Here is a 26,857-nt window from a genome sequence, read left to right on the forward strand (position 1 = left end):
TCACCATTGTCGGCCTAATCCGCGGTCTTTCATGCAGCAGGGGCTCTCAATGTTTTTATGTCCTGCTCATATCGTCTCTGCCGGTACTTGGGGACACTCCTTGGCGCGTCAGAGCCAGTCGTCCGGGGATGGAGGGACCATTCTGGCCTTTGGCGGTCACCCGAGGTAAACCTTTACCGCCCGCCTATATTTGTCGAAATTACACTTAACGGCGGGGTACAATAAACCCGCATGCGGATTTCCGTTGCGGGCGCTTCCCATCGCCGGGGCGTGCCCGGGAGCATCCGGCATGCGGCCTTTGCGGCGCTCGGTCATGTGCAAGACGGGCGGTCGGGTCTGTGGGGCGCATCAGCTGCCCCTCGCCTCGGCATGTCTTCTCTCCACGCCACGTACCTGCTGCTGAGCCTGCCTGCCAGATGATTGGAAGCAACAGCGTAAATCCCATCACGCCAACATCCCGGCGATCGCCGGGGCCTGTATACCTATATGAGAGGAGAGGGGTATATGGCGCGTAAGTTTAAGTCTATGGACGGCAACGAGGCGGCCGCATATGTTTCGTATGCGTACACCGAGGTAGCGGGAATCTATCCCATTACGCCGTCCAGCCCGATGGCCGACCATGTCGACCAGTGGGCGGCCCAGGGTCGCAAGAACATCTTCGGCACCCCGGTCAAGGTCGTCGAGATGGAGTCCGAGGCAGGTGCAGCCGGTACCGTTCACGGTTCGCTGGGCGCCGGTGCTCTGACCACCACCTACACGGCTTCTCAGGGTCTGCTCCTGATGATCCCGAACATGTACAAGATCGCAGGCGAGCAGCTCCCGGGCGTTTTCCACGTCTCCGCGCGTTGCGTCGCTTCCCACGCCCTGAACATTTTTGGCGATCACTCCGACGTCATGGCCTGTCGTCAGACCGGCTTCGCCATGCTCGCCGAGGGCAACGTCCAGGAGGTCATGGACCTCTCGCCGGTGGCTCACCTTGCCGCCATCGAGGGTAAGACCCCGTTCCTTAACTTCTTCGACGGCTTCCGCACCAGCCACGAGATCCAGAAGGTCGCCATGTGGGACTACAAGGATCTGGCCGAGATGTGCGACATGGACGCCGTCCAGGCTTTCCGCGATCACGCGCTCAACCCTGAGCACCCGCACACCCGCGGCAGCCACGAGAACGGCGACATCTTCTTCCAGAACCGCGAGGCCTGCAACAAGGTCTACGACGAGCTCCCTGCCGTCGTCGAGGGCTACATGAAGAAGATCAACGAGAAGCTCGGCACCGATTACGGCCTGTTCAACTACTACGGCGCTCCCGATGCCGATCGCGTCGTCGTGTGCATGGGCTCCTTCTGCGACGTGCTCGAGGAAGTCATCGACTACCTCAACGCTCACGGCGAGAAGGTCGGCCTGGTCAAGGTTCGCCTGTTCCGCCCGTTCTCCATCAAGCACTTCGTCGACGTTCTCCCCGAGACCGTCCAGAAGATCGCCGTCATGGACCGCACCAAGGAGCCGGGTTCCATCGGCGAGCCGCTCTACCAGGACGTCGTCTCCGCTCTCTACGAGGCCGGCAAGACGGGCATCAAGGTTGTCGGCGGCCGTTATGGTCTGGGCAGCAAGGATACGCCTCCCGCGTCCGCGTTCGCTGTCTTCGAGGAGCTCAAGAAGGACGAGCCCAAGCGCGAGTTCACCATCGGCATTGTCGATGACGTGACCAACCTGAGCCTGCCCGAGGCCGAGGATGCGCCCAACACCGCAGCCCCCGGCACCATCGAGTGCAAGTTCTGGGGTCTGGGTGGCGACGGTACCGTCGGCGCCAACAAGAACTCGATCAAGATCATCGGCGACCACACCGACAAGTACGTCCAGGCCTACTTCCAGTACGACTCCAAGAAGACCGGCGGCGTCACCGTCTCGCACCTGCGCTTTGGTGATTCTCCGATCCGTTCGCCGTACTACGTGACCAAGGCCGACTTTGTCGCCTGCCATAACCCCAGCTACATCGTTAAGGGCTTCAAGATGGTCCGCGACGTCAAGCCGGGCGGCACCTTCCTGGTCAATTGCCAGTGGAGCGACGAGGAGTTCGCCGAGCACATGCCCGCCGTGGCCAAGCGCTACATCGCGAACAACAACGTCAACGTCTACCTGATCGACGCTATCGACCTGGCGGCCAAGGTCGGCATGGGCAAGCGCACCAACACGGTGCTCCAGTCCGCCTTCTTCGCGCTGGCCAAGGTCCTGCCCGCCGAGGACGCCCTGCAGTACATGAAGGACGCGGCTACCAAGTCCTACATGAAGAAGGGCCAGGCCATCGTCGACGCCAACCACAAGGCCATCGATGCCGGCGCTACCGCTTTCCGTAAGTTCGAGGTTCCGGCCGACTGGGCTACCGCCGAGGATGCCGCTCCCGTCGAGCTCTCCGAGGAGACCAAGTCCGCTATCGCCCAGCAGGTCAAGAACCTGCTCGAGCCCATCGATCGCATGGACGGCGACAGCCTGCCCGTTTCCGCCTTCGTCGATTGCGCTGACGGCCAGTTTGAGCTGGGCGCCTCCGCATACGAGAAGCGCGGCGTCGCCGTGGTCGTTCCCCACTGGGACGAGACCAAGTGCATCCAGTGCAACCAGTGCGCCTACGTGTGCCCGCATGCCACCATCCGTCCGTTCGCGATGACCGAGGACGAGGCTGCCGCCGCGCCCGAGGCTACCCGCACGCTCGACGCCATGGGCCCCAAGGCCAAGGGCATGAAGTTCACCATGGCTGTGTCCCCGCTCGACTGCATGGGCTGCACCAACTGCGTCAAGGTCTGCCCCAAGGGCGCCCTCGAGATGGTTCCCACCGAGCAGGAGATGGACCAGCAGCCCGTTTGGGACTACATGGTCGAGAACGTCTCCGAGAAGAAGGAGCTCATCGCGGCCAACGTCAAGGGTAGCCAGTTTAAGCAGCCCTACCTGGAGTTCTCCGGCTCCTGCGCCGGCTGCGCCGAGACCGCCTATGCACGTCTGGTGACCCAGGTCGCCGGCGACCGCATGTTCATCTCCAACGCCACCGGCTGCTCCTCCATTTGGGGCAACCCCGCTGCCACCGCTCCTTACTGCAAGGACAAGGACGGTCACGGCCCGGCGTGGAACAACTCCCTGTTCGAGGACAATGCCGAGCACGGTCTGGGCATGGCCGTCGGTTACGAGGCCGTCCAGAAGAAGCTGATCGCCGCTACCCAGGACATCATCGCTGCCGATGGTCCGTCCGATGAGCTCAAGGCTGCCGGTCAGGCTTGGATCGACTCCGTCAACGACGCCGAGGCCTCCAAGACCGCTGCCGCTGCCTACGTTGCCGAGCTCGAGAAGTGCGGCTGTGACGCTTCCAAGGCAATCCTCGCCGACAAGGCTTACCTCACCAAGAAGTCCTTCTGGATCTTCGGCGGCGACGGCTGGGCCTACGACATCGGCTTCGGTGGCCTGGACCACGTCCTGGCTTCCGGCCACAACGTCAACGTCTTCGTCTTCGACACCGAGGTTTACTCCAACACCGGTGGTCAGGCCTCTAAGGCCTCGAACCTGGGCCAGGTCGCTCAGTTCGCCGCTGCCGGTAAGGTGACCAAGAAGAAGTCCCTGGCCGAGATTGCCATGAGCTATGGCTACGTCTACGTGGCGCAGGTCGCCATGGGCGCCAACCCGGCTCAGACCCTCAAGGCCATCCACGAGGCCGAGGCCTACGACGGCCCGTCCCTCATCATCGGCTACAGCCCCTGCGAGATGCACTCCATCAAGAAGGGCGGCATGCAGAACTGCCAGGCCGAGATGAAGAAGGCTGTCGAGTGCGGTTACTGGAACCTCTTCCGCTTCAACCCCGAGGCTGCTGCCGGCAAGAAGTTCTCGCTCGATTCCAAGGAGCCCGCGGGCGGTTATCAGGAGTTCCTGATGAACGAGGCCCGTTACGCTTCGCTGACGCGTTCCTTCCCCGAGCGCGCCGAGGAGCTCTTCAAGGAGAACGAGCAGGCCGCTATGGACCGCTATGCTCACCTGCTGAAGCTCAAGACGGTGTACAACGAGGCCTAGGTCTCCCACCGCAGGATCTGAGGGCTGACCTTCGCGTACGTCCTCGGACATGAAAGAACCCCCGCTGCGCACTACGTGCGGCGGGGGTTCTTTCGTTCTGCGGAGTGTCCGCGAAGGTTAGCCCTCAGATCCTGCTACGACTACGTCCTCGGATTGTGGGGCTGCATGAGGGACGTGGTTGTGGGGGCCTTTTGTCCCCGTCGCTGTTTCGCGGCGCGGCCGCGAAACCACGCGTTACTTTGGTTATGGAGGGGGCTTGGTTGTTGGTTCAGATGATCTAGAGAGATATGGGTGCAAATGAGAAATCGTTGTTGGGGTCGTCCTTTTCCATAAACTCATCGAGGCAGAATGTCATATAGATTGGAACGTACAGGATCTTGCCCTCTTCGCTAAGGTTTTCGTGGCTCAGCACAACGGCCTCGGGAATCTTGTACTCGCCCACACTCATCAGGCGATCGAGGGCCGCATGTGCTCGAACTTTCTTGCCCGATTTGACTTCGATTGGGACAACATGTCCTCGGGCGCCTTCGATTACAAAGTCGACTTCACCGACCTCACGTGTTTGGTAGTACCACGTATCTGCTCCGAGGGCAACAAGCTCCTGCGCGACCACGTTTTCATAGAGACCGCCGAGGTTGGGGGTTTTCATATCTAGATATACAGCGCGTGCCGTGCTACCGGGATATCGCGATGCGAGCATTCCTGTATCGGACTCGTATAGTTTGAAGGCGGCTGCCTTCTCTGTCCTCTTAAGAGGACTCCGGGCCTCCGTCACCTGGGGGACCATCAATCCAACGCCTGCGTTCACCAGCCATAGGAAATCCTGCTCGTATTTTTGAAGACGAGCTCCCTCGCCTAGAGACGAGACGATAAAGCGATGGGACTCCGCCTCAAGCTGAACGGGAATTTGCTCGAAAATGGAGCGAACGTTAAACGCTCGAGTCGATGCATATTTTGAGATATCGCTTTTGTACTGATCGACTAGCTGAATTTGAAGCTCACGCGTTCTCACGAGCGAATAGCCCGAATCGATATAGTTCTGAACGACCTCTGGCATGCCGCCGCAAACGATATAGGCTCTAAAGTTTTTGAGCATCGCCTCATGAATATAGTTTTCGACGGGACGTCTCTCGACAAGGCAGCTGCGAATGTCTGCAAGCACATTCTCGCTGATGCTGTTTGCCCAACAGAACTCTTCAAAATCCATCGGTCGCATAACAATGTGCTCGACATACCCCACCGGAAAAGAAGAGATCCCCTTAAACTCAGTCCCAAGCATAGACCCCGAGAAGACATAGCTAAAGCGTCCGTCCTCGACCAGCGCCTTCATAAGTGTAACGATCTGCGGATACTCCTGAATCTCATCGACGAAGATAAGCGTGTCTCCTTCAACAAGCGGTGCATCCGCAAGAAGGGCCACACGGTTGATGAAGTCAATGGAGTTCTTAGCGCCAACAAGTACGTCTCTTGCCTCGGCATCGAGTAGCAGATTGACCTCATAATACGAAGCGTAGTTGCTCTTTCCAAACGCGCGAATTGCATAGCTCTTGCCAATCTGACGCGCGCCAGTAACAAGCAACGCTTTATTGGATTTGTTCTTCCAGCTCAAAAGCCTGTCAGTGACCTTACGGCGTAGCATTAAAACCCCTCAATGACAAAAATTGGCAAATAGATTTGACCCTAATCATACAAAAATTGGCAGATAGATTTGACCCAAATCATACAAAATTGGCAAATAGCAAAGCTCGCTTAGGCCTCAAAGCCAGCGAGCCAGCACGGTACTTTGCGAAAAGGCTGGCGGCGCCGTTGTTGAGGGTGGCCAGGTTGGCAGTGGCGCCGTTAGCGTTCTCGGCTGCTTGGGCGCGCAGGAGCGAAAGGGCGTCGGCAGCGTTCATGCAGAAGCCGACGGTAAAGTTCCATACTGCGAACTCGCAGTCGCTTGCCGCGGGGTGAAGCGCGATCGGCTATCCCTTATGTTGGATGAAAAGCCCCATGTTTTTGCAGGGATGCATACTCGTCAAATTAATGTATAGAATCGCGTATAGTGCGAGTAAGATATTGCGCTGTCCGTTTTGTGTTTAGCAGAGATGTAGTTTGCATAATCCGATATAATCCTCGCTGCATTTAAATAAAGTTGCACGTAAATGGCGTAGATATGTCTGAGCTGGGGTTCTGTACGCTGAGCGGATAAAAACGACCGTTCACCGTTCCGCTATTTTCAAAATGAATAAAATGAGCGATAAAGAGAATATAAACCTTAATAAACTCGCGTATCGCACGGACGCGGGTTATTAATGGGTTGTAGGCCTTTTACAGAAAGGATTCCAGCAATGTCTAAGCCTCTTGGCAAGCCCGATCGTATTGTCGTCGCCCTTGGCGGCAACGCCCTCGGCAACAACCCCGTCGAGCAGATCGAGGCCGTGAGCAACACCGCCCATGCCCTCCTCGGCCTCATCGAGCAGGGCAACGAGATCATCATCACCCACGGCAACGGCCCGCAGGTCGGCATGATCCAGAACGCCTTCGCCGCTGCCCACGATGCCATCGGTACCCCCGAGATGCCGCTGCCCGAGTGCGGCGCCATGTCCCAGGGCTACATTGGTTATCACCTGCAGCAGGGCATCGGCCGCGAGATGCACAAGCGCTATAAGCGTTGGCACGCCGCCACCGTCGTCACCCAGATCGAGTGCGACCCGGATGATCCCGCGTTCAAGAACCCGACCAAGCCGATCGGCCCCTTCTACACCGAGGAGCAGGCCAAGGAGTTCATGGCCGAGGATCCCTCCAAGGTCTTCGTCGAGGATTCCGGCCGCGGCTGGCGTCGCGTCGTCGCTTCCCCCGATCCCAAGAAGATCGTCGAGGCTGACTCCATCCTCAACCTGCTCGACAACGAGTTCATCGTCATCGCCTGCGGTGGCGGCGGCATCCCCGTCGTCCGCGACTACGAGAACAAGGGCTGCTACAAGGGCGTTCCCGCCGTCATCGACAAGGACCTGGGCGGCGAGCTGCTGGCCGAGGACTGCGACGCCGACGTTCTGTTCCTGCTGACCGCCGTTGAGCATGTCGCCATCAACTTTGGCAAGCCCAACCAGGAGGAGCTCGAGGACCTCACCGCCGACGAGGCCGAGCGGCTGGCCGACGAGGGTCAGTTCGGCAAGGGTTCCATGGAGCCCAAGGTCCGCGCCGCCATCAAGTTCGCCCGCTCCCGCAAGGGCCGCACCTGCATCATCGGCGCCCTGGACAAGGCCGCCGAGACCATGGCCGGCCTCTCCGGTACCCGCATCCACGAGTAGCCCCTACTCCGTTGCCTCTCCCGTGGGCGCCAGGCAAAGCGCCCACAAACTAGCCTCTCTTCATGAGCCCCGCGGTCCGCTCCGACTGCGGGGCTTTTGCTATTCACCTAGTCATTGGGGACGTTCTTAAACGACTAGTCAAACAAGAACGTCCACAACGACTACTCATTTAAGTCTGTCCCCAATGACTGCGGAAAGCGCATCTCACACCGGCACATGGCTTTCGGGCCCTTTCTCCGTGCTCCCTATAAGTTCGGCTGGACTCCCCGCAACCTGTTCCGAGTTGGCGGAACGAGCGCGACGTGGAGTGTCATTCTTTACCGCGTTAGACTAGACGCAGGGAAAGGAGGAGGACATGGATGCTCGCGTCAAGCAGCTTGTAAATATGATCGAGGACGCTCAACCTGTCGCTGTCGCGGTACTTGCCAAGCGTCTCGAGGTAAGCGAGCGCGCCGTGAGAAACTATATCCATCGCGCAAACGACAACCTTGCAGGGGTTGCACGCATCGTTGGCAGCAAGGGGCAGTATCGTATCGATGTTGCACGTGCAGATGAGCTTGCTCGCTTGCTAGACGGTGCGGCTCTGGCCCATCCGGGCATTCCTGATACGCGCGACGGCCGTGTGTCCTTCCTTCTTAACGACCTCCTCATGCGGTCCCAGTGGGTGACGATTGAGGAGTATGCGGATTTACTCTACGTTTCAGCGCGAACTCTGTCCAATGACATGCGTCTGGTAGAGCAGAAACTCGCCCAATTTGACTTAACGCTCGAAAAGCGCCCACGCTACGGAATCCGCGTTGCGGGCGGGGAGTCGCAGCGGCGCCCGTGCCTGGCCTCGCTGGTGAGGCCCGTGTTGCCCGACACCGACGATGCAAAGCTCGCCGAGCGCCTGCGGGCCATCGCCGCATGTGTGGACGATGCTCTGACGGCCTCGCCCGTCACGGTGAGCTCGCTGGCATCCCGCAATCTCATCATGCATCTTTACATTGCTCTTGGCCGCATCGAGCAGGGCTGCTATGTCCCAGCTGCAGAATCGGACGTTCAAAAACTGGAGGGAACGCGCGAATACGCCGCGGCTTTCCAGATTGCCGCAAACATCAAGGATGTCCTGGGCGTGAGCATGCCCCGAGAAGAGGTTGCCTTTATCGCAATCCATTTGCTCGGCAGGGGCACGGGCGTGCCCGAGAAGGGCTCTGCCGTTATCTCGGACGAGATGTGGGAGATTGCTTCCGAGATGGTACGTGCGGTCAACGATGAGTTTAGGTTTGACTTTAGCGGCGATCTTGAACTTCGCATGAACCTTGCTCGGCATATCGGCCCTCTGGGCTATCGCCTTGAATATCACATGCATATGGATAACCCCATGCTGTCCGATATCAAGACGAGGTTTCCGTTGGCCTATTCGATGGCAGCTGGCACCTCGCAGGTACTCGAGCGTCATTTTGGCAGCCAGCCCTCTGATGAAGAGCTCGGCTACATCGCCATGGCATTTGCCCTGGCCCTCGAGCAGCAAGCCGACCAGCCGCGTCGCAAACGCATCCTGATCGTGTGCGCCTCGGGAGCGGGAAGCGCCCGTATGCTCGAGCACCAGTACCGCAAGCAGTTTGGCATGTATATCGATTCGATTGAGACATGCGATGTCGCCCGCGTGGGAACGTTCGATTTTTCGCATATCGACTACGTGTTCACAACGGTGCCGCTCAACGTCAAGTTGCCCGTGCCCGTCCGCGAGGCCGATTTCTTCTTGGAGACGAGCGATGTCAACGCTATCCGCAAGGTGCTGAGCGACGACACTGCGCAATCGGACTCCGTGAGCTCTTTCTTTAGCCGTGCCCTGTTCTTCAACCGCGTTGAGGCGTCGTCGAAGCAGGCCGTTCTCCGATATCTCTCCGAGCGCGCCGTCGAGAGCGGCCGTGTCGATGCCCAGTTTGCCCAAGAGGTCGCCGAGCGCGAGAGCGCGAGCGCCACCTCGTTTGGCAATGGGGTAGCCATGCCCCATGGGATGCATCCCTTGAGCGCCGAGGCCTTTGTTACCGTGGGCCTGCTCGAACATCCCATTCTTTGGGATGAATACGGCCATGAGGTCGATATCGTCTTTATGGTGTCGTTTGCCCGGTCGGGCGGCGATGAGGCGCGGATCTTGAGCTCACTGCTCGCCGAGATCTTTATGGACCGCCAGGGGGTCGAGCGCCTACGCGAGCGCCGGTCCTGGCATGAGCTGATGGCGCTTGTGCAAGCGCATACGGCTTAAGACTTCTTTTGTCGATGACCCTGTCAGTCTACCTGCAATAAACCTCGAGGATTGCGGGCGGGAGATAGGCGTTTCGAATATTCAAGTACAAACCAAACATCACGGGAGAGGAGACCGTTATGGACGATCAGGGAACCGAGATGGTTTCGTTTCAGCTGGTCGCTGCAGCGGGAGAGGCACGCAGCCTTGCCTTCGAAGCCCTTGAAAAGGCAAAGGCGGGGGATTTTGACGCCGCCGCCAAACTCATGAAGCAGTCAAAGGATGCGGGAATCAAGGCTCACCACATCCAAACGCAGCTGCTTTCGACTGAGGCAGCGGGCGAGCATCTGTCGGTGGATGTGTTGCTGGTCCATGCTCAGGACCACCTCATGTGCTCCATGCTTGCTCAGGAGCTCGTGCAGGAGCTGATCTGCCTGTATGAGCGCACTGCAACCAAGAACGCCTAGCGGCGTGCGGTGACTATCCAACCAATCAATGCGAAGGGAATCCCTTATGAAGATCCTTCTTGTTTGCGCAGCTGGTCTGTCTACAAGCATTCTGATGAAGAAACTCGAGAAATATGCGGAGCAAAACGGCATCGAGCTCGATATCGATGCGGTGGGTATCGGCGAGTATCAGGAGACGTGCGCCAATTATGACGTGCTGCTCTTGGGGCCGCAGGTGTCCTACCAGCTCAACACCGTCAAGCAGGGGAGCGGTAAGCCGACCGCGGTCATCCCCGCACAGGACTACGGCATGGGCAACGCCGCCAACGTGCTGGCACTCGCCCAGTCGCTGTTGGGTTAGGAGGCAACCATGGAGAAGTTCATGACCCTGCTTCAGGAAAAACTGACCCCTATCGCCAATTTCTGCGGCACCGAGCGCCACTTTGCCTCCATGCAAAAGGGCTTTATGAGCGCGATCAGCTTCATCCTGGTATCTGCCGTCTTTATGATCCTCGCCAACCCGCCGGTCACGGCCGACCTGGTGGCGCAGGGCGGGTTCTGGTCCGTCTTTGGCCCTTGGCTCGATTTTGCCACGGCCAATAAGCTCACGCTGCTCATTCCCTTCAACATGACGATGGGCATACTGTCGGTGATCGTGACGTTCGCAATCGCCTATAACCTGGCGGGCACCTACAAGATGCCCAAGCTTAACGCCGGCATGACCTCGCTGGTGATGTTCCTGATCGCCGCGGCGCCGTCGTCCTACTACCAGCTTGCTGACGAGTCCGTGCTCCAGGCGGTCCCCTGCACCTATCTGGGTGCGCAGGGCCTGTTTACCGCCATCATCGTTGCCTTGGTCTCCGTCGAGGTCACGCGCTTCTGCCAGACCAAGGGCATCACCATCAAGATGCCCGATGGCGTGCCGCCGTTTTTGTCCGAAACCTTTGGCGCCATCGTACCTATGCTCGCCAACATCCTCATCTTCTTTGGCGGCAACCTGCTGATCCAGATGATCGATCCCGCGCTGTCCATCCCCTCGGTTATCGAGAAGCTGCTCGCTGCCCCGCTTTCCGTCGCAGTTGACTCTGTGCCCGGCGCACTGCTTATCTGCTTCATGACGCTGCTGTTTTGGTGCTTTGGCGTCCACGGCAACATGATCGTAATGCCCATCACCGCCCCGGTCACGCTTGCCGCCTTTGCCGCCAACGCCTCGCTCTATGCTGCCGGGCAGCCGCTTGAGTTCCACCCGGCGCTCATGTCGTTGGCCATCAACCTCATCGGCGGCACGGGTAATACGTTCTCTTTTGTGGCGCTCTGCGCGTTTAGGGCAAAGTCGCAGCAGCTCAAGGCATTTGGCAGGGCATCGATCGTGCCGAGCTTCTTCCGTATCTCCGAGCCCGCGATCTTCGGCGCGCCCATCATCTTCAACCCGATCCTCATGATTCCGTTTGTGCTAGGCGGCATGATCTCGGCCCTGCTGTATTGGGGTGCGGTCTCACTGGGTCTTGTCTCTAACTTCTACATCTTGGTGAGCGGCACGTTCCCCATCTTCGTTCAGGGCTTTGTCCAGTGCCTCGACCCGCGCATCTGGGTGTTTACGATCGTTTTGATCGTGGTCATGGCTGTGGTCTGGTACCCGTTCTTTAAGGTGTACGATAACCAGCTCCTGGCTCAGGAGCAGGAGAACGCCGCGGCAGCTTCTGCCGAGGATGCTGAGTAGCATGAGTTACTTTGACAGAACGTCTGCCGCCGGTATGCCCGAGGGCTTTTTGTGGGGTGGTGCCCTCGCCGCCAACCAGGCCGAAGGGGGCTGGAACGAGGGCGGCCGCGGCATGTCGCACTCCGACCTGATCCCACAGGGTTCCGACCGCTGGGATGTAATGTTTGGCAGGCAAAAGCCCGTGGACGATCCGGACAGGCTGTATCCATGCCGCTGGGGCAACGACTTCTTCCATCATTGGCACGAGGATGTCGAGCTCTTTGCCGAGATGGGCTTTAAGTGCCTGCGTCTTTCAATTTGCTGGAGCCGTATTTTTCCCACAGGGATGGAGACCGAGCCCAACGGCGAGGGCTTGGAGTTTTACCGTCAGGTATTCGAGGCGCTGCGCGAGCATGGAATCGAGCCGCTTGTGACGCTGTCGCACTACGACTATCCGTTGGCTCTGGTCGAGCGCTATGGTGGCTGGCAAAGCCGAGAGATGATCGAGCGGTATGCGCACTACGTCGAGACCGTCGGACGCGCGTACCAGGGCCTCGTGCGTTATTGGCTTACGTTCAACGAGATCAACAGCGTGGCGCTGTCCTATCTCAACGCGGGTGTCACGCTCGAGGATGAGCGTGACCGTGCAGCCGTGACCGCGGCGTTCTCGCACCATATGTTTATGGCGAGCGCTCGCGCTGTCGAGATTCTGCACAAGATCGATCCCGCAAACAAGGTGGGTTGCATGGTCGCTGCCGGTGCGACCTATCCGTACCGTTGTGCGCCCGAGGACGTATGGCTTGCGTATGAGGAGGACCGCGGCCGCTACTTCTACACAGACGTGATGGCTGCGGGCGCCTATCCTGCTTGGAAGCTGCGTGCACTCGAGAAAGAGGGTGTTCACGTGCCCTTTGAGCCGGGCGATACGGAGTATCTGGCAGAGCATACGGTCGACTTCATCTCGTTCTCGTACTATTGCTCGCGCTTGGTGTGCGCCGATGATCAGGTGATCGCCGAGAAGGCGGAGGGCAACGTGTTCCCGACGTTGCGCAATCCGTACCTCAAGGATAAAGAGACTGCCTGGAAGTGGCAGATCGATGCGCTGGGTTTGCGCGTGACGCTTGCCGGCTACCACGATCGTTACCATCTTCCGCTCTTTATCGCCGAGAACGGTGTGGGCGGACTCGATGCGCTGGAAGACGGCAAAGTCCACGATGCGTATCATATTGATTACCTGCGAAGGCATATTCTTGCGCTGCGCGATGCAATTGTCGAGGACGGTGTTGACCTGATGGGATACACGCCGTGGGGCTGTATCGATTTGGTGTCGGCCTCGACGGGGCAGATGAAGAAGCGCTATGGCTTTGTTTATGTTGATGCCGATGATATGGGCAAAGGCACGTTCGATCGCTACCGAAAGGACAGCTTCTGCTGGTACCAAAAGGTCATTGCATCAAATGGCGAGGACTTGAGTTAACTCTTGCAGGTCTGTTGCCCCCGCGGTCCGCTTTGGCCGCGGGGGCTTTTGTTATTTACCTAGTCCCCGATGAGACCCTCATTCTGTGGGTAGTCGTTGGGGACGTTCTTAAACGACTACTCATTTAAGTCTGTCCCCAATGACTGCGGAAACCCGGCACTTGGGGACGTTCCTTTCCTGCCGGCAGCTTGGGACAGTCCTTAAAGGCCACTGTCGATCAACTGCGGAAAGTGCATCCCAGGATGAACGTCCAAAACGGGATCTAGTTTCCCTTGAGGTCCTCAACGGGAAAATGCATCCCGGAATTTGGCCGAAAAGCGGGATGTTGTTTCCCAAACGGACCGCTAGCGGAAAGCGCATCTCACCATTGAGTTCCAAAGTGGGATGCGCTTTCCGTACCGGCGGTTCCTGGCAATCTGGGACTACTCATTTAAGTCTGTCCCCAATGAGTGTCCCCAATGACTAGTAGTAGGCCCACATGGCTTCGACTTCGTTGAGGACCTCTACGACGCCCCAACGGCGGGCGCTGCGGCTGGCCGAGTTGGGGTCGTAGACGCCAATCTGGTTGGCATCGTCGATGCCGTAGAGCACGATGTAGTGGCCTACGTTGGTAAACGTACCGGGGCGCACTGCGGCGATGACGGGCGCACCCGAGCGAAGTGCTTGAGTAATCGATTCGCGATCGTTATAGAGCTGTGTTCCGTTGAGCCCCAGCTGCCACGCACCGCCTGTCATAAACGACCACTCGGTGGCACCAGTGGGGGCGTAGTTGCCGGCTTCGGCCAGCGCGCATATATCGACCGGCGTCTTATCGGTGTGGCCGGTCTTAAAGATATAGACCATGGTGAGGCAGGTGGGACCGCAAGCGTTTTCGCGAATAGTGCCGCCGGCATAGGGCAGCTCCGACCATGCGGGGTCAATTTGGTAGATGTGGGGCATGGTTCCGGCGCTCCACTGCGAACGCGGGGTCGAAAAAGCAAATGAGTAACCGGGCGCGACGGGAGCTTTAAGCAGCTTGTCCTCGGCAGTGGGCTCAAGACCAGCTGATCCGTGGGAGATACAGGATCCCAAAAACACAAAGACGAGGCAGGCGGCGATGGAGCAAAGCGCAAGGCGTAGGCGGCGGGCCGGAAGCGCGTGGCTTGTGGTGTGCGACGCGGGGTGAGGGGCGGAATTGCCGCGATCGCGTTGAGGTCGAGAAAAGGAGCGCTTAACGTAGTAGTCGGTCTTATGTCGATCGTAGCGGCGTGGCTGCGATGTGTCGGTCTGGCGTTGGCGTGCGCTCGTGCTCACGCGGTCTGACTGCTGCACGGTACGGCTTTGTTGCCGCGAAGAAGCCCCGGGCTGCCCTTGGGGGCGCTGCGGGTTGTCGTTGTCGGAGGTGCTTCTGGGCGTTGGCGTGGTGCGGCCGGCAAGGCGCACACTTTGTGGCCGTTGGTCGCCGTCATTGTATCCGTATGCCATTCGAATCACCTTGCCTCATGTGTAACTTGTCTATCCTACATAAAAAGATGCACGACACATGGGTATGTGCGCTAAAAGCCTGACAAATGGTATGAACGTTGCCGCGCTGCGCGCCAAGCGTCACGGCAACAGGTATTCAAAAGCAGACAAGATGAAAGCGTCCAAGACGAATGACGTCTCCCGCCGTTCGTCCCAAAAACGGTGCCGCTCGTTTTGCAGTTCTGCCTTCGGTCGAGCTGCGAGCGGCGCTGCTGCGCCAAGGCCGTATCTTAAAGCCATGGAAAAAAGCGCGCGGCAAAACGGACCGCGCAAGGGGTGACGCCAAGGGGCGTCAAAAAGGAAAGGAGGGGAACAATGGCGGACAAGAATGCAGAAGTTGCAGTCGAGGATAACGGCGGCATGAAGAAAACGCTCTCGCTCTGGAACTTCTTCACCATCGGCTTCGGTGCCATCATCGGTACCGGTTGGGTTCTGCAGGTCGGCGACTGGATGGTCGTGGGCGGCGGTCCCGTTCCCGCTATGATCGCATTCCTCTTGGGTGCAATCTTCCTCGTGCCCGTCGGAGCTGTTTTCGGTGAGCTCACGGCTGCTATCCCCATCTCGGGCGGCATCGTCGAGTATGTCGATCGTAGCTTTGGCCGTACGCTGAGCTACATCACCGGATGGCTTTTGGCCCTGGGCAACGGCATCCTGTGCCCGTGGGAGGCCATCGCCATTTCGACCCTCGTGTCCGAGATGTTCGGCAGCCTGCCCGGCCTTGAGTGGCTGCGCGCCGTCAAGCTCTACACCATCCTGGGGGCCGACGTTTACCTGTTCCCGACGCTGATCGCGCTCGGCTTTGCAGTCTACGTCATCTTCCTCAACTTCCGCGGTGCCAGCTCGGCTGCCAAGCTCCAGGCCTTCCTGACCAAGGCCCTGCTCTGCGGCATGCTGCTCGCCATGGGCGTCTCGCTGTTCACCGGCTCGCCGGACAATGCCATGCCTGTGTTCTCCCAGGTCACCGGCGCTGGTGGCGGCAAGGCCGCTACCGAGAGCTCCAGCCTGTTTGCCGGCATCGTGTCGGTCCTGGTTCTGACTCCGTTCTTCTACGCCGGCTTCGACACCATTCCCCAGCAGGCTGAGGAAGCAGCCGAGGGCCTCAACTGGAACAAGTTCGGCAAGATCATCTCCCTGGCCCTGCTGGCCGCCGGCGGCTTCTACATGGTCTGTATCTACTCGTTCGGCACCATCCTCGACTGGCATGAGTTCGTTAAGAGCCCGGTTCCCGCGCTCGCCTGCCTCAAGGGCATCAACATGCTCCTGTACCTGGCCATGCTCGTCATCGCCACGCTTGGACCCATGGGTCCGATGAACTCCTTCTACGGCGCCACGAGCCGCATCATGCTCGCCATGGGCCGCAAGGGCCAGCTGCCCGAGCAGTTCGCCGAGGTCGACCCCAAGTCCGGCGCTCCCAAGCTCGCCTGCGTCGTTCTGGGCGTCATCACCGTCGTCGGACCGTTTTTGGGCAAGAACATGCTCATCCCTCTGACCAACGTGTCGGCTCTCGCCTTCATCTTCTCCTGCGGCATGGTCGCCCTCGCTTGCCTGCGCATGCGCTTCACCGAGCCCGACCTGCCTCGTCCCTACGAGGTGCCCGGCGGCAAGTTTGGCATCTCCCTCGCCATCGGTGCCTGTGCCATCATCATCGGCCTGCTCGTGATTCCGTTCTCTCCCGCCTCCCTCAACATGGTGGAGTGGAGCATCGTGATCGGCTGGCTGGCCGTCGGCCTGGCTCTCATGGCCTTCACCAATTCCCGCAAAAAGTAACGCCGAGCCGGGGCGGATCAGGTGCGCGGGACCCTCTCTTCCGCGCACCGAACCCGGTACCACTTGGGTAGCTTTGTGAGGCCTTAACCCAACACGGCCTCGCCCACTATATGGATCCATAAGGAGGAACCATGTCCACTAAGTATGCAATCGTTGGCGGCAAGCTCATCGACGGTACCGGTGCCGAGCCGGTCGAGAACTCCCTCGTTCTCGTCGACGACAACGGCAAGATCGAGTACGCCGGCGCCATGCAGGACCTTCCCGAGGGCGTTGAGGTCATCGACGCCGCCGGCAAGACCGTCCTTCCTGGCCTGATCGACACCCACCTGCACTTCTCGGGCAACTTGACCGACGATGACACCGACTGGGTCATGCAGCCGCTCCTCGAGAAGCAGGCCGTCGCCGTCAAGCAGGCCTACGACTGCCTCACCCACGGCCTTACCACCGTCTGCGAGATCGGCCGCTTTGGTATCCAGATCCGTGACTGCATCGACAAGGGCGTCTTCAAGGGCCCGCGCGTTCTGGCCACCGGCCTTGGCTTCTGCCGCGTTGCCGGCCACGGCGACTCTCACCACTGCAGCCAGGAGCTTAACAAGGAATCGCACCCCTGGGGCGATCAGGTCGACGGTCCTTGGGATCTGCGCAAGGCCGTCCGTCGTCGCCTGCGCGAGAACCCCGATGCCATCAAGATCTGGGCTACCGGTGGCGGCATCTGGCGCTGGGACTCCGGCCGCGACCAGCACTACTGCTCCGAGGAGATTCAGGCCGTGGTCGAAGAGGCCAAGATGGTCGGCATCCCCGTGTGGAGCCACTGCTACAACAACCACGCCGCTGCCTACGATTCCGTTCGCTTTGGCTGCGAGCAGCTGATTCACGGCTTTGATATCGATGAGCGCACCATGGACCTCATGGCCGAGCAGGGCACCTTCTTCACTCCGACGATCGCCTTCCTGCCCACCTGGTACGCCACCTATCCGCCCGTCTACGTTCCCGAGCTGCACGACAAGTACGAGGGCACCCTGGTCGAGAAGGAGCTGCAGCGCAACTACGACTGCCTGCGCGAGGCCAAGAAGCGCGGCGTCGTCATGACGATCGGCTCCGACTCCTTCTCCTTCGTCACCCCGTACGGCACCTGCTCCATCGAGGAGATGTACGAGTTCGTCGACAAGATCGGCTTTACTCCGGTCGAGACCATCACCTGCGCCACCCTCAACGGTGCCAAGATGTGCCACATCGAGGACGAGACCGGTTCCATCGAGGCCGGCAAGTGCGCCGACCTGCTGGTCGTCAACGGTGACGTCGCCGCCGACATCCACGTGCTCAACACCGACAACATGGACGTCATCATGAAGGACGGCTGGATTGTCGAGGCCGGTACCTTCGGCGAGGCAAACAAGTACAGCGCCTAAGCTACCGTTCATCGATGGCTTGATGTAAAACACAGTATTTGATTGCATAATGCAATGGAGAGGGTCGCTTGCGGCCCTCTTTATTGCTATGGGGTGCGTCAGTAAGAAGGGGATGACAGTGGATCTCAATAGGCTGATTCTGGGCAAGAGCTACAACTCTACCAAGGTCTTTCGTACCGCTCAGCATGTGGTTCAAGCCATCTTGCTCGGTATTGTCGTTCCACTGCTTATCCTGCTGCTCATCTGGGATCTAACCGATAATCCCAATCCCGTTCCGGCCGTTGTCGTCATTGCCGGCTTGGTCATGCTGTGCTTCTTCTTCTCGTACGTCTTTGTCGTTCCCGACGACCTCACATCGAGCGCTACCGACCGCACGCTCGCCATCGCGTCGAAAATATTCGCCTACACGTCGCGCGGCCTTACGCCCGAAGCTGCCCTGGGCGCCTCTAAGATCATCCTGTCCGAAACTATCGCCTCTGCCATCTGCTTTACCGACGGCAAGCAGGTGTTGGCAAGCTGGGGCGAGGACTCGGCAAAATGCCCCGCGGGCACCCCGGTGGTGCTGCGGACCACGCTCAATGTGATTAACAGCGGTGAGCAAAGCGTGTTCTCGCGCGATGCCTCGACCGAGACGGGTGGCTACTTTCCGCGCCTGCGCGCCGGTATTGTCGCACCGCTTACCGTGCGCGGGCATTGCGTGGGCACGCTCGAGCTGTATTATCCCCGTCTGAGCAGCATCGATATGCGCCAGACGGCGCTTGCCTCGGGCTTTGCCGACCTCATTTCCACGCAGCTTGCGAGCTTTGAGCTCGAGCGCCAGGACGAGCTTACGGCCCGCGTGGAGCTGCGCGCCTTGCAATCGCAGGTCGATCCTCATTTTCTGTTTAACACCATCAGCACCATCGTGTCGCTCGTACGTACCGAGCCGGACAAGGCCAGGTCGCTGCTGATCGACTTTTCCAATTACTACCGTCAGACGCTTTCTGATTCCGATACCCTCACAACGCTCGAGCACGAGGTGGAGCAGGGCACTCGCTATATCAATCTTATGCAGGCTCGTTATGGCGACGGCCGTCTGCGCGTCTCGGTCGATATCGACTTTGAGGTGCGCGATTGCATGGTGCCGCCGTTTATCTTGCAGCCGTTGCTCGAAAACTGCATCAAGCACGCGCAGCGCGAGACCGAGCCGCTTTCTATTCATGTTAGGGCTTTCGAGACCGATGACGGTTTGGAGATCATCGTCGAGGACGATGGCATCGGTATGAGCGAAGAGGTCTGCGCGCATCTGTTTGAGCAACATCGCCGAGAGGAGCCCGAGAGCATTACCGCCGACGGCTCCGTCAAGCGAGGTTGCGGCCTGGCGCTCTTCAACGTGCTTCAGCGCATCCATTTCTTTTACGGAGAAGATTCCGGCATGCGCGTGAAGTCCCAGGAGGGCGTGGGAACGCAGGTCATCGTCGAGCTGAACGGCGAGCCGCATGAGCCCGCGCCGTTGACGGCGTAGTACGCGGTTGGATTGAGAGAAAAAGAGGGGAAGCACATATGTCCGAAGGCTGGAACATCTTGGTGGTTGATGACGAGCCTCCAATTAGGGCTGAGCTACGCTATCTGTTGGAAAAGGATATGCGTGTGGGTCAGATTGCCGAGGCGGGCAATGTCACCGAAGCCGTGGAGTCGATTCTGTCGAATAAGCCCGACGTGCTGTTTTTAGACATTACCATGCCCGGTCGCTCGGGAATTGAGCTTGCCGAGACGCTGCAGAACCTAAAGACGCCGCCGGTCGTGGTGTTTGTGACGGCGTTTGCCGAGTTTGCCGCCGATGCGTATAACCTCGATGCGGTCGACTATGTCGTCAAGCCGGTCGAGGACGCACGCCTGTCAAAGGCACTCGACAAGATCGAGACAGCCTTGGGTGCCCGTCGTGTTATCCACGCTCCGCGCCAGCCTTTGCGTCTGACGGTGGACCGCGGGGGCAAAAAGGTGTTCATTCCCGCCGCAGACGTCTGCTACTTTGAGGCGCGCGCCGATTTTTGCAATGCCATCTGCGCCGAGGGAACGTACCTGATCAATGAGTCGATCTCTTCGCTCGAGCGTCGCTTGGTCTCCGAGGGCTTTATTCGCGTTCATCGCAGCTATCTGGTCAATTTGGAAGACGTGCACAATGTTGAGATTGGCTCCACGGGGTTGATGGAGCTCAGGCTTGACCGCGTGAGCTCGACGGTGCCGGTGTCCCGTCGTCGTGCCGCCGAGGTCAAGTCGCACCTGGGGCTTGCGTAAGAGGCTTGCGTGCCGTCGTTTGCCATCGCAGGTTTGGCATGGGCGCGCGGTGGGCATAATGGGTGGCATCGAATGAAATCGAAAGGATCATTATGCCCGCGCTTATCACCCATCATCTGTTTGGCGAGGAAAGCATCGACCGTCTTCCGCAGGGCGTCATCACGTCCGATGAAGAGCGCATTGCCTTTATCTTGGGCAACCAAGGCCCCGACCCGTTCTTCTTTCACATTCTGACACCGCGTGTTTCCGACTGCACGCTGCTGGCGCAGGTCATGCATCGGTCGCGCATGTCTCGCCAGTTCGCGTGCCTGCGCGACGGCGTGTCGCATCTGCTGCCGCGCGACGCCAGCTTGGGTCGTGCCTTTGCGCTGGGCCTGCTGTCTCATTACGTGCTCGACCGCAACGCCCACCCCTTTGTCTATGAGCAGCAGTTTGGCATCGTGGAGTCCGATTCAGAGCTTGAGGATTCGAGCAGTCAGGTCCATGCTGTGATCGAGAGCGACCTGGATGTACTGATGCTGCAGCTTAAACGCGATGGCGCTACGGTCGACGATTACCCGCCGGCGGGCGAGATCGTCACCACCGATCGCATCAATCGCGTGGCCGGCGTGCTGATGAGCTATGTTGCCGGACGCGTGTATGGCATTGACATTCCGGCGGGGGAGTACGGTGCTGCCGTTGCCAATATGCAGCGACTTTACCGCGCGATTGAGCCGGCCGGCTCCGCAAAGACGCGCGCGATCTCGCTGGTTGAGGGCTTGGTGCACGACTACTCGCTGCTCGACGGCCTTGCCCATCGCGTGACGACGGAGCTGCCCGAGCGCACCGGTAACCTGGGCCATCTGACATGGAAGAATCCCTTTACCGACGAGGTCTCGAACGAGAGTTTCCCCGAGGTCTTTGATCGCGCGCTGGTCGATTACGAGTGCACGGTCGCACGTTTTATCGAGACCGGTGACATGGATGCCGTGACCAGTCACGTCAACTACAGCGGTCGCGTGCTCAATGCCGATGAGGAGTTCGACCGCGAGGAATAGGGCTCGTGCGTGCCCCTTTGCCGAATCCTTACCGGTGCTTCTGGACAATTGGGGTACGATGAACTAACTGCATATCGGGCAAATACGAAGGGTCCCTGTCCATGAAATACACCAAGCTCGAGCGTAACTGGGTTATGTACGATGTGGGCAATTCGGCCCTCGTGCTGCTCAATACCTCGGTGGTGCCCATTTACTTTAACGCCATCAATACCGGCGCTTCCTCGGCCGACCTGGTGGTCGCTTGGGGCAATGCGCAGACGATCGCCTCGCTGGTCATCGCCATGCTCATGCCCATTCTGGGCGCGCTTGCCGACTACGCCGGCAACAAGATCAAGTTCTTCTTGGGCTTCTTCCTCACGGGCCTGGTGCTTTGCCTGGCGCAGGCTATCCCAATGTCCGCCATGGCATTTTTGACCGTGTACGTGCTGTGCACCATCGGCCTTAACTCTTCTATGACGTTCTACGACGCCATGCTGCCCGACATTACCACCGACGAGCGCATGGACGCCGTGTCCAGCTCGGGCTATGCCTGGGGCTACATCGGTTCTACCGTGCCGTTCATCATCTGCCTGGCGCTTATCATGGGTGGCCCCGCTCTTGGCGTCCCCACCATGCTGGCAACGCGTCTGTCGTTTGTCATCACTGGTGCCTGGTGGCTCATCTTTACCCTGCCGCTCATTCGCACCTATAAGCAAAAGTACGGTCGCGAGCGCGGTCCCGAGGACACCATCGGCCACATCGTGGGCGGTGTGTTCTCCGAGGTCGGACACACCATGCGCGAGATCGCCCACAACAAGACCGTGCTGGTCTACATGGTCGCGTTCTTCTTCTATATCGATGGCGTCCACACGGTCATTTCCATGGCCACCAGTTACGGATCGGCTTTGGGCATCGATTCGACGCAGCTGGTGCTGGCGCTGCTCGTTACGCAGTTCGTGGCCTTTCCGTCCGCCATCATCTATGGCAAGCTCGCCGGACGCGTGGGCACGCTCAACATGATCCTGGTGGCGGTCGCCGCCTACATGGGCATCGTGCTCTTTGCCGCGTTCTTCCTAAAGACCGCCTTTGAATTCTGGGTGCTTGCCATTATGGTCGGCCTGTTCCAGGGCGGCGTGCAGGCGCTCAGCCGTAGCTACTTTGGCCGCATTATCCCCAAGGAAAAGTCCAACGAGTACTACGGCTTCTTTGACATCTTTGGTCGTTATGCAAGCGTTATGGGCACCTTCCTGGTGTCGGTCGTCACCTCGCTGACCGGCAACCCGTCGCTGGGCGTCCTTTCCATTGGCGTGCTGCTGGTCGTTGGCTTTATGCTGCTGGTCCGCCTGTCCCGCATGACTCGGGCGGCAGAGCATGCCGCATAGGAGCGAGCGGCTATTGTGCCTGTCCACGGTACTCTTTTGGGGTTATCCGCAATAAACATTGCGACTTGCGAGCAATGATTTGCCCAAGTGGGTATGATGGAATCAGCTAGGTCGCGGGGCGTCGCCTGTGTTTGGCGGCGTCCCGTTTTTGTGTTGCAGGGAGGGTAAGGCATGAACGCCACAGTCGTGATTCCAACGTATTGGGCGGGCGATGACGCTTGCGCAAACGCCCCTGGCACCTATGACCATTCGACGCGACTCAACGCCGACAATCCCGAACTCGACCGCTGTCTGGCCTCGCTTGAGCAGGTACGTGACATCCCGCGCATCATCCTTTTGGTGGTCTGTCCCGTTTCTGCCACAGCCGATGTGTCGCTGCGCGTGCACGAGATTGTCGACGCGCATCCCACGCTCAAGGTCACCGTTGTCACCAACACCCAGGCCTCGCGCATCGCAGACCGGGTTGCTCAGATCGCGCCCAAGGGTTCGGGCGAATGCGTGAGCCTGCGAGGCTACGGTGCCATTCGCAACATGGGGCTAGCCTGTGCCGCTGTGCTGGGTCATGACGCGGTTATCTTTTTGGATGACGATGAGACTGTCATCGACGCCGACTTTATGAAGCGCGCGACCTATGCGTTGGGGCAGCAGACGCGTCAGGGCTTGCCAATCTTGGTCAAGAGCGGCTATTTCTACGATCGCGACGGCTCGCCGCTGGCTCCCACGGACAAGGCGGGCATCTGCCATCGTTGGTGGACCAAGCGCATCGAGTTCAACCGTTGGATGAAAAAGGCGCTCTCGGGCACCCGCATCTCGCGCTCCAACTACGTGTGCGGCGGCCTGATGGCCCTGCACGCCCGCGCCTTTACGCGTGTAGCCTTTGACCCGTTTATCACCCGCGGCGAGGACTTGGATTACCTCTTTAACATGCGCATGTTTGGCTACGACGTGTGGTTCGATAACGAGTGGACCGTGCGTCATCTGCCTCCGGAGTCCGAAAAGCGCTCACCGCGCTTTATGCAGGATGTATACCGTTGGTATTACGAACGGGCAAAGTTGACATTCGCCGCGCATCAAAAGGAGCTCATTCCCGTTACGGCGGCATCGCTCATGCCCTACCCGGGCCCGTGGATTTCGCGCGAGCTCGACGACCGCGTGCGCAAGACCGCTATGGTCCGCAGCGTGTTTACCCGCGAGCATGAGGGCTACCTGCGCATCTGGCGCCATGGTATCGACGAGGCAAAGGCCTATGCGCGCCAAAACGCTGCAAGCTACCTGCGTTTCCAGAGCTTTTGGCCCAAGATCATGGACGGGCTTTGGCGTGACGCACAACTGATCAGTATCCTTGAGGGGGCCGAATGATCGACCGCCGCGCCCAGCGCGATAGTTCAATATCAATCTTTCGCATCATTGCCGTTGCCTGCGCCATTTGCGTGCTGGTGTACTTTATTTTTGCCTTGGTGACCGGTATCGAGCCGATCGCCACGGTGATTGCCTGCGCGCTGCTGTGCATCTTTCTGTGCATCTTTATCTTTTTGACGCTCAATCCCGATTCGGTGCGCTCCCAGTACACCGAGGAGACGCTCTCGGTGGCCTCGGCCATGCTCGAGGACATTAAGGGCGGTCTGACGCAGGAGTCGGCGCGTTTGGTGTGCCGGCGCATTTTGCCCGAGACGCGCGCCATGACGGTGGCCATCACCGACGAGGGCAACGTGCTTGCCTGCGCGGGAGAGTTTGAGGAAAAACTACTGCCAGATTCTCCCATCCACACGCTTGCCACACGCTACGTTATCGAACATGGCATCGTGCAGTCGTTCAACCGTATGGTGGATGTCGTGGGCTCGGACGGCTCGCACAACCAAGTTCCCGCCGGCATTATCGCCCCCATCAAGGTGGGCGATCGTACCGTCGGCACGCTCAAGTTCTACTACAAGACCCCGCGCGCCGTCGACCGTACCCAGTACGCGCTTGCCTCGGGCTTTGCCGAGATCTTGTCCACGCAGCTCGCCATCCACGAGCTCGAGGTGCAAAAGGAACTCACGGCGCGCGCCGAGGTGCGTGCGCTGCAGGCGCAGATTAACCCGCACTTCCTGTTCAACACGCTGAACACCATTGCATCGTTTACGCGCACCGACCCGCTGCGGGCCCGCGAACTGCTTCGTGAGTTCTCATCGTTCTATCGTGCCACGCTCGACAACTCGGGATCGCTTATTCCGGTCTCGCGCGAGGTCGCACAGACCAGGCGCTACCTTACCTTTGAGAAGGCCCGCTTTGGCGAGGACCGCGTGCTTGCGACGTTCGATGTGTCCGAGGATGTGGAAGATACGCTGGTGCCGGCGTTCGTGATCCAGCCGATTGTCGAGAACGCCGTACGTCATGGTATGGGCGATGACGACGCCCTGAGGATCGACGTGACCGTTCACCAAGACGGCGAGGATGCAATCTTGATTGCCGTGGCCGATAATGGCGTGGGCATGGATGAGGGTACCGCCGCCAGACTGTTTGACGAGCGTTCTGCCCGTCCCGACGCCAGCTCTCCCCAGGGTGGCGGCGCCGGTGTGGCCATGCACAATATTTCGGAGCGCATCCATCGCTTTTATGGGCCGCACTCCTATACGCGTGTCGAATCGGCGCCGGGCAAGGGCACCAAAGTGCTCCTTCATCTTGATTTGTCAGAGAGCATCTTCGACATTCAAGAGTAAAATAAAAGGCTACGGGCTCAACGTCATGCGACGGATGCCCGGCGTAGTTAGTTGACGAAAGGTTTTATCCCTATGCTGCGTGCGATGATTGTGGATGATGAGGCGCCGGCTCGCTCGGAGCTTCGCTTCCTGCTCGAGCAAACGGGCAAGATCGGCACGATCACGGAGGCGTCGAGCGTCCGCTCCGCCATCGAGATGCTTATGGAAAGTCGCGTGGATGTCGTGTTTCTCGATATCTCGATGCCCGGTGCCTCGGGCCTGCAACTTGCCGAGGCGCTGCATAAGCTCAAAAATCCGCCGGCGATCGTGTTTGTGACTGCGTATAGTGACCATGCGGTCGAGGCATTCGACGTGGATGCCGTCGATTATCTGATGAAGCCGGTCGAGGAAGCTCGCTTGGATCGCGCGATTGAGAAGGTCATGCAACGCGCCAAGCCGGTTACGGACAGCAAGGTGACCATCGAGCGTATCCCGGTGGAAAAGGGCGGCCGCAAGGTGCTCATTCCCGTGGACGACATTCGCTTTATCATGGCCAAGGACGATTACTCCTGCATCTATACCGTCGATGATCGCTTTTTGTCGACAACCTCGCTGGCGCAGTTTGAGGCCAAGCTCTGCGACTTTGGCTTCTTCCGTGTTCACCGCCGTTATATCGTCAACTTGGCGTGCGTTACGGACGTCGAGACGGTGCCCTCGGGCGCCATCCAGCTGGGCATTACGGGCGTCGACGAACGCGTGCCGGTTTCGCGCCGCCGCGTCGTGCCGCTTAAGAAGGCTCTGAGTCTCTAGCACACTGGCCCCGCAGCCCTGTAGACCCATCGTCTGCGGAGCCGTGGGGCCTTTTTGTATGTATCTGCCGAATCGTTTTTTGCGGAAGGGATCCCATGAACAGTGCAAGCGCCAAGCGCATCGACATCATCTCGGACACCCACGGCTATCTTTCGCCTGCGCTCTTGGATGAGCTTGAGGGCGCAGACCTGATTATCCACGCTGGCGACCTCACGTCAGAGATGGACTACGAGCACCTATGCACCATCGCCCCCGTGCGGGCCGTACTGGGCAACAACGATTACTACCGCGACTACGGTCCCGATGTAGACCGTCTTGCACTCTTTACCTACGAAGGCCTCAAATTCGCCGTAGCCCACTACCGCGAAGACCTTCCGGTGGGATCCGTAGACGTAGCCATCAACGGCCACACCCACGTAACCAAAGAAGCCCAAGTGGGCCGTTGCTTAGTCCTCAACCCGGGCAGCGCCAGCTACCCCAGAGGCACCCGAGGCCCCACCATGGCCAGAATGCTAGTAAAAGACGGCAAGATCCTAAGCACTAAGTTTATTGACCTAGAGTAATCACAACAAAAACGGGGGATGCAGATGCGTCCCCCGTTTCCATTTGAGCCAAAGGCGGAAGTTCAACAAGATCCATCAGACCAACCCCGCCGAGGAGCATGCGGGCTAGCCGCGCAGCGGCGCACGCCCGCAAAACTGATTGAACAATGTGACGGCAGGGAGGGTCTCCGGGGCTGAGGGCGGGGGTTAAGTTTGTCGCGAGTTCCGCACGCAAAGGAAAGCACTTAATGTGCTTTCCGTCTTGCGCAGGACTGTAGAGCAGC

20 protein-coding genes are annotated in these 26,857 nt (G+C 59.2%); 17 read left to right on the forward strand and 3 right to left on the reverse strand.

Annotation, left to right across the window (positions count from 1 at the left end):
• Positions 1-504 precede the first annotated feature (504 nt).
• Positions 505-4,044 (forward strand): pyruvate:ferredoxin (flavodoxin) oxidoreductase, encoded by a 3,540-nt coding sequence (gene nifJ / locus ACESUZ_RS08570; RefSeq protein ID WP_342996857.1) that lies wholly within the window; start codon positions 505-507, stop codon positions 4,042-4,044.
• A 277-nt stretch (positions 4,045-4,321) separates the two neighbouring features.
• On the opposite strand, the gene ACESUZ_RS08575 is transcribed toward nifJ, so the two are convergent.
• Both ACESUZ_RS08575 and ACESUZ_RS08580 read right to left on the reverse strand, forming a co-directional pair.
• Complete coding sequence (locus tag ACESUZ_RS08575; protein WP_161160074.1) at positions 4,322-5,683, reverse strand: ATP-binding protein; 1,362 nt, start codon at positions 5,681-5,683, stop codon at positions 4,322-4,324.
• 79 nt (positions 5,684-5,762) lie between these two features.
• Positions 5,763-5,939, reverse strand: coding sequence for a hypothetical protein (locus ACESUZ_RS08580; RefSeq protein ID WP_373199595.1), 177 nt, complete (start codon positions 5,937-5,939; stop codon positions 5,763-5,765).
• Positions 5,940-6,374: 435 nt separating this feature from the next.
• On the opposite strand from ACESUZ_RS08580, the gene arcC reads away from it, so the two are divergent.
• The 6 genes from arcC (at position 6,375) to ACESUZ_RS08610 (ending at position 13,189) form a co-directional block, all read left to right on the forward strand.
• Positions 6,375-7,337, forward strand: a complete 963-nt coding sequence (arcC, locus tag ACESUZ_RS08585; protein WP_006235166.1) for a carbamate kinase — start codon at positions 6,375-6,377, stop codon at positions 7,335-7,337.
• 355 nt (positions 7,338-7,692) lie between these two features.
• The gene (locus ACESUZ_RS08590) at positions 7,693-9,588 is read left to right on the forward strand and encodes a BglG family transcription antiterminator (RefSeq protein WP_373199596.1); all 1,896 of its coding nucleotides are present in this window, start codon (positions 7,693-7,695) and stop codon (positions 9,586-9,588) included.
• Between the two features lie 119 nt (positions 9,589-9,707).
• Entirely contained in the window at positions 9,708-10,034 is a 327-nt protein-coding gene (locus ACESUZ_RS08595) for a PTS lactose/cellobiose transporter subunit IIA (RefSeq protein ID WP_117757821.1), read from the forward strand.
• A gap of 46 nt (positions 10,035-10,080) precedes the next feature.
• Entirely contained in the window at positions 10,081-10,374 is a 294-nt protein-coding gene (locus ACESUZ_RS08600) for a PTS sugar transporter subunit IIB (RefSeq protein WP_117648560.1), read from the forward strand.
• Between the two features lie 9 nt (positions 10,375-10,383).
• Positions 10,384-11,733, forward strand: a complete 1,350-nt coding sequence (locus ACESUZ_RS08605; RefSeq protein ID WP_195361524.1) for a PTS sugar transporter subunit IIC — start codon at positions 10,384-10,386, stop codon at positions 11,731-11,733.
• Between the two features lies 1 nt (position 11,734).
• A complete protein-coding gene (locus ACESUZ_RS08610; RefSeq protein WP_255413168.1) occupies positions 11,735-13,189 on the forward strand; it encodes a family 1 glycosylhydrolase in 1,455 nt (484 codons plus the stop codon).
• Positions 13,190-13,651: 462 nt separating this feature from the next.
• Here the strand turns inward: ACESUZ_RS08610 and ACESUZ_RS08615 are convergent, their stop codons facing one another.
• Complete coding sequence (locus ACESUZ_RS08615) at positions 13,652-14,653, reverse strand: C39 family peptidase (RefSeq protein ID WP_373199599.1); 1,002 nt, start codon at positions 14,651-14,653, stop codon at positions 13,652-13,654.
• Between the two features lie 354 nt (positions 14,654-15,007).
• Here ACESUZ_RS08615 and ACESUZ_RS08620 point away from each other — a divergent pair, with 354 nt between their 5' ends.
• The 10 genes from ACESUZ_RS08620 to ACESUZ_RS08665 all read left to right on the forward strand — a co-directional run bounded on the left by ACESUZ_RS08620 (position 15,008) and on the right by ACESUZ_RS08665 (position 26,594).
• Complete coding sequence (locus ACESUZ_RS08620) at positions 15,008-16,459, forward strand: APC family permease (RefSeq protein WP_373199601.1); 1,452 nt, start codon at positions 15,008-15,010, stop codon at positions 16,457-16,459.
• A 131-nt stretch (positions 16,460-16,590) separates the two neighbouring features.
• Positions 16,591-17,868 carry a metal-dependent hydrolase family protein gene (locus ACESUZ_RS08625; RefSeq protein ID WP_117633809.1) on the forward strand — a complete coding sequence of 426 codons (1,278 nt, stop codon included), beginning with the start codon at positions 16,591-16,593 and terminating at the stop codon, positions 17,866-17,868.
• 112 nt (positions 17,869-17,980) lie between these two features.
• Positions 17,981-19,372, forward strand: a complete 1,392-nt coding sequence (locus ACESUZ_RS08630; RefSeq protein WP_226790488.1) for a sensor histidine kinase — start codon at positions 17,981-17,983, stop codon at positions 19,370-19,372.
• A 38-nt stretch (positions 19,373-19,410) separates the two neighbouring features.
• The gene (locus ACESUZ_RS08635) at positions 19,411-20,145 is read left to right on the forward strand and encodes a LytR/AlgR family response regulator transcription factor (protein WP_373199604.1); all 735 of its coding nucleotides are present in this window, start codon (positions 19,411-19,413) and stop codon (positions 20,143-20,145) included.
• A gap of 92 nt (positions 20,146-20,237) precedes the next feature.
• A complete protein-coding gene (locus ACESUZ_RS08640; protein ID WP_006235160.1) occupies positions 20,238-21,182 on the forward strand; it encodes a zinc dependent phospholipase C family protein in 945 nt (314 codons plus the stop codon).
• Between the two features lie 101 nt (positions 21,183-21,283).
• The gene (locus ACESUZ_RS08645; protein WP_373199607.1) at positions 21,284-22,543 is read left to right on the forward strand and encodes an MFS transporter; all 1,260 of its coding nucleotides are present in this window, start codon (positions 21,284-21,286) and stop codon (positions 22,541-22,543) included.
• 171 nt (positions 22,544-22,714) lie between these two features.
• Complete coding sequence (locus tag ACESUZ_RS08650; protein WP_055285281.1) at positions 22,715-23,902, forward strand: glycosyltransferase; 1,188 nt, start codon at positions 22,715-22,717, stop codon at positions 23,900-23,902.
• Positions 23,899-25,242, forward strand: a complete 1,344-nt coding sequence (locus ACESUZ_RS08655; protein WP_368136642.1) for a histidine kinase — start codon at positions 23,899-23,901, stop codon at positions 25,240-25,242. The genes ACESUZ_RS08650 and ACESUZ_RS08655 overlap by 4 nt, the downstream gene beginning before the upstream one ends.
• Before the next feature lie 72 nt (positions 25,243-25,314).
• The gene (locus tag ACESUZ_RS08660) at positions 25,315-26,031 is read left to right on the forward strand and encodes a LytR/AlgR family response regulator transcription factor (RefSeq protein WP_006235156.1); all 717 of its coding nucleotides are present in this window, start codon (positions 25,315-25,317) and stop codon (positions 26,029-26,031) included.
• Positions 26,032-26,126: 95 nt separating this feature from the next.
• Positions 26,127-26,594, forward strand: a complete 468-nt coding sequence (locus ACESUZ_RS08665) for a YfcE family phosphodiesterase (protein ID WP_006235155.1) — start codon at positions 26,127-26,129, stop codon at positions 26,592-26,594.
• The last annotated feature ends 263 nt before the right edge of the window (positions 26,595-26,857 follow it).

This window comes from Collinsella aerofaciens ATCC 25986 (assembly GCF_964239575.1).
Taxonomy (GTDB): domain Bacteria; phylum Actinomycetota; class Coriobacteriia; order Coriobacteriales; family Coriobacteriaceae; genus Collinsella; species Collinsella aerofaciens_BQ.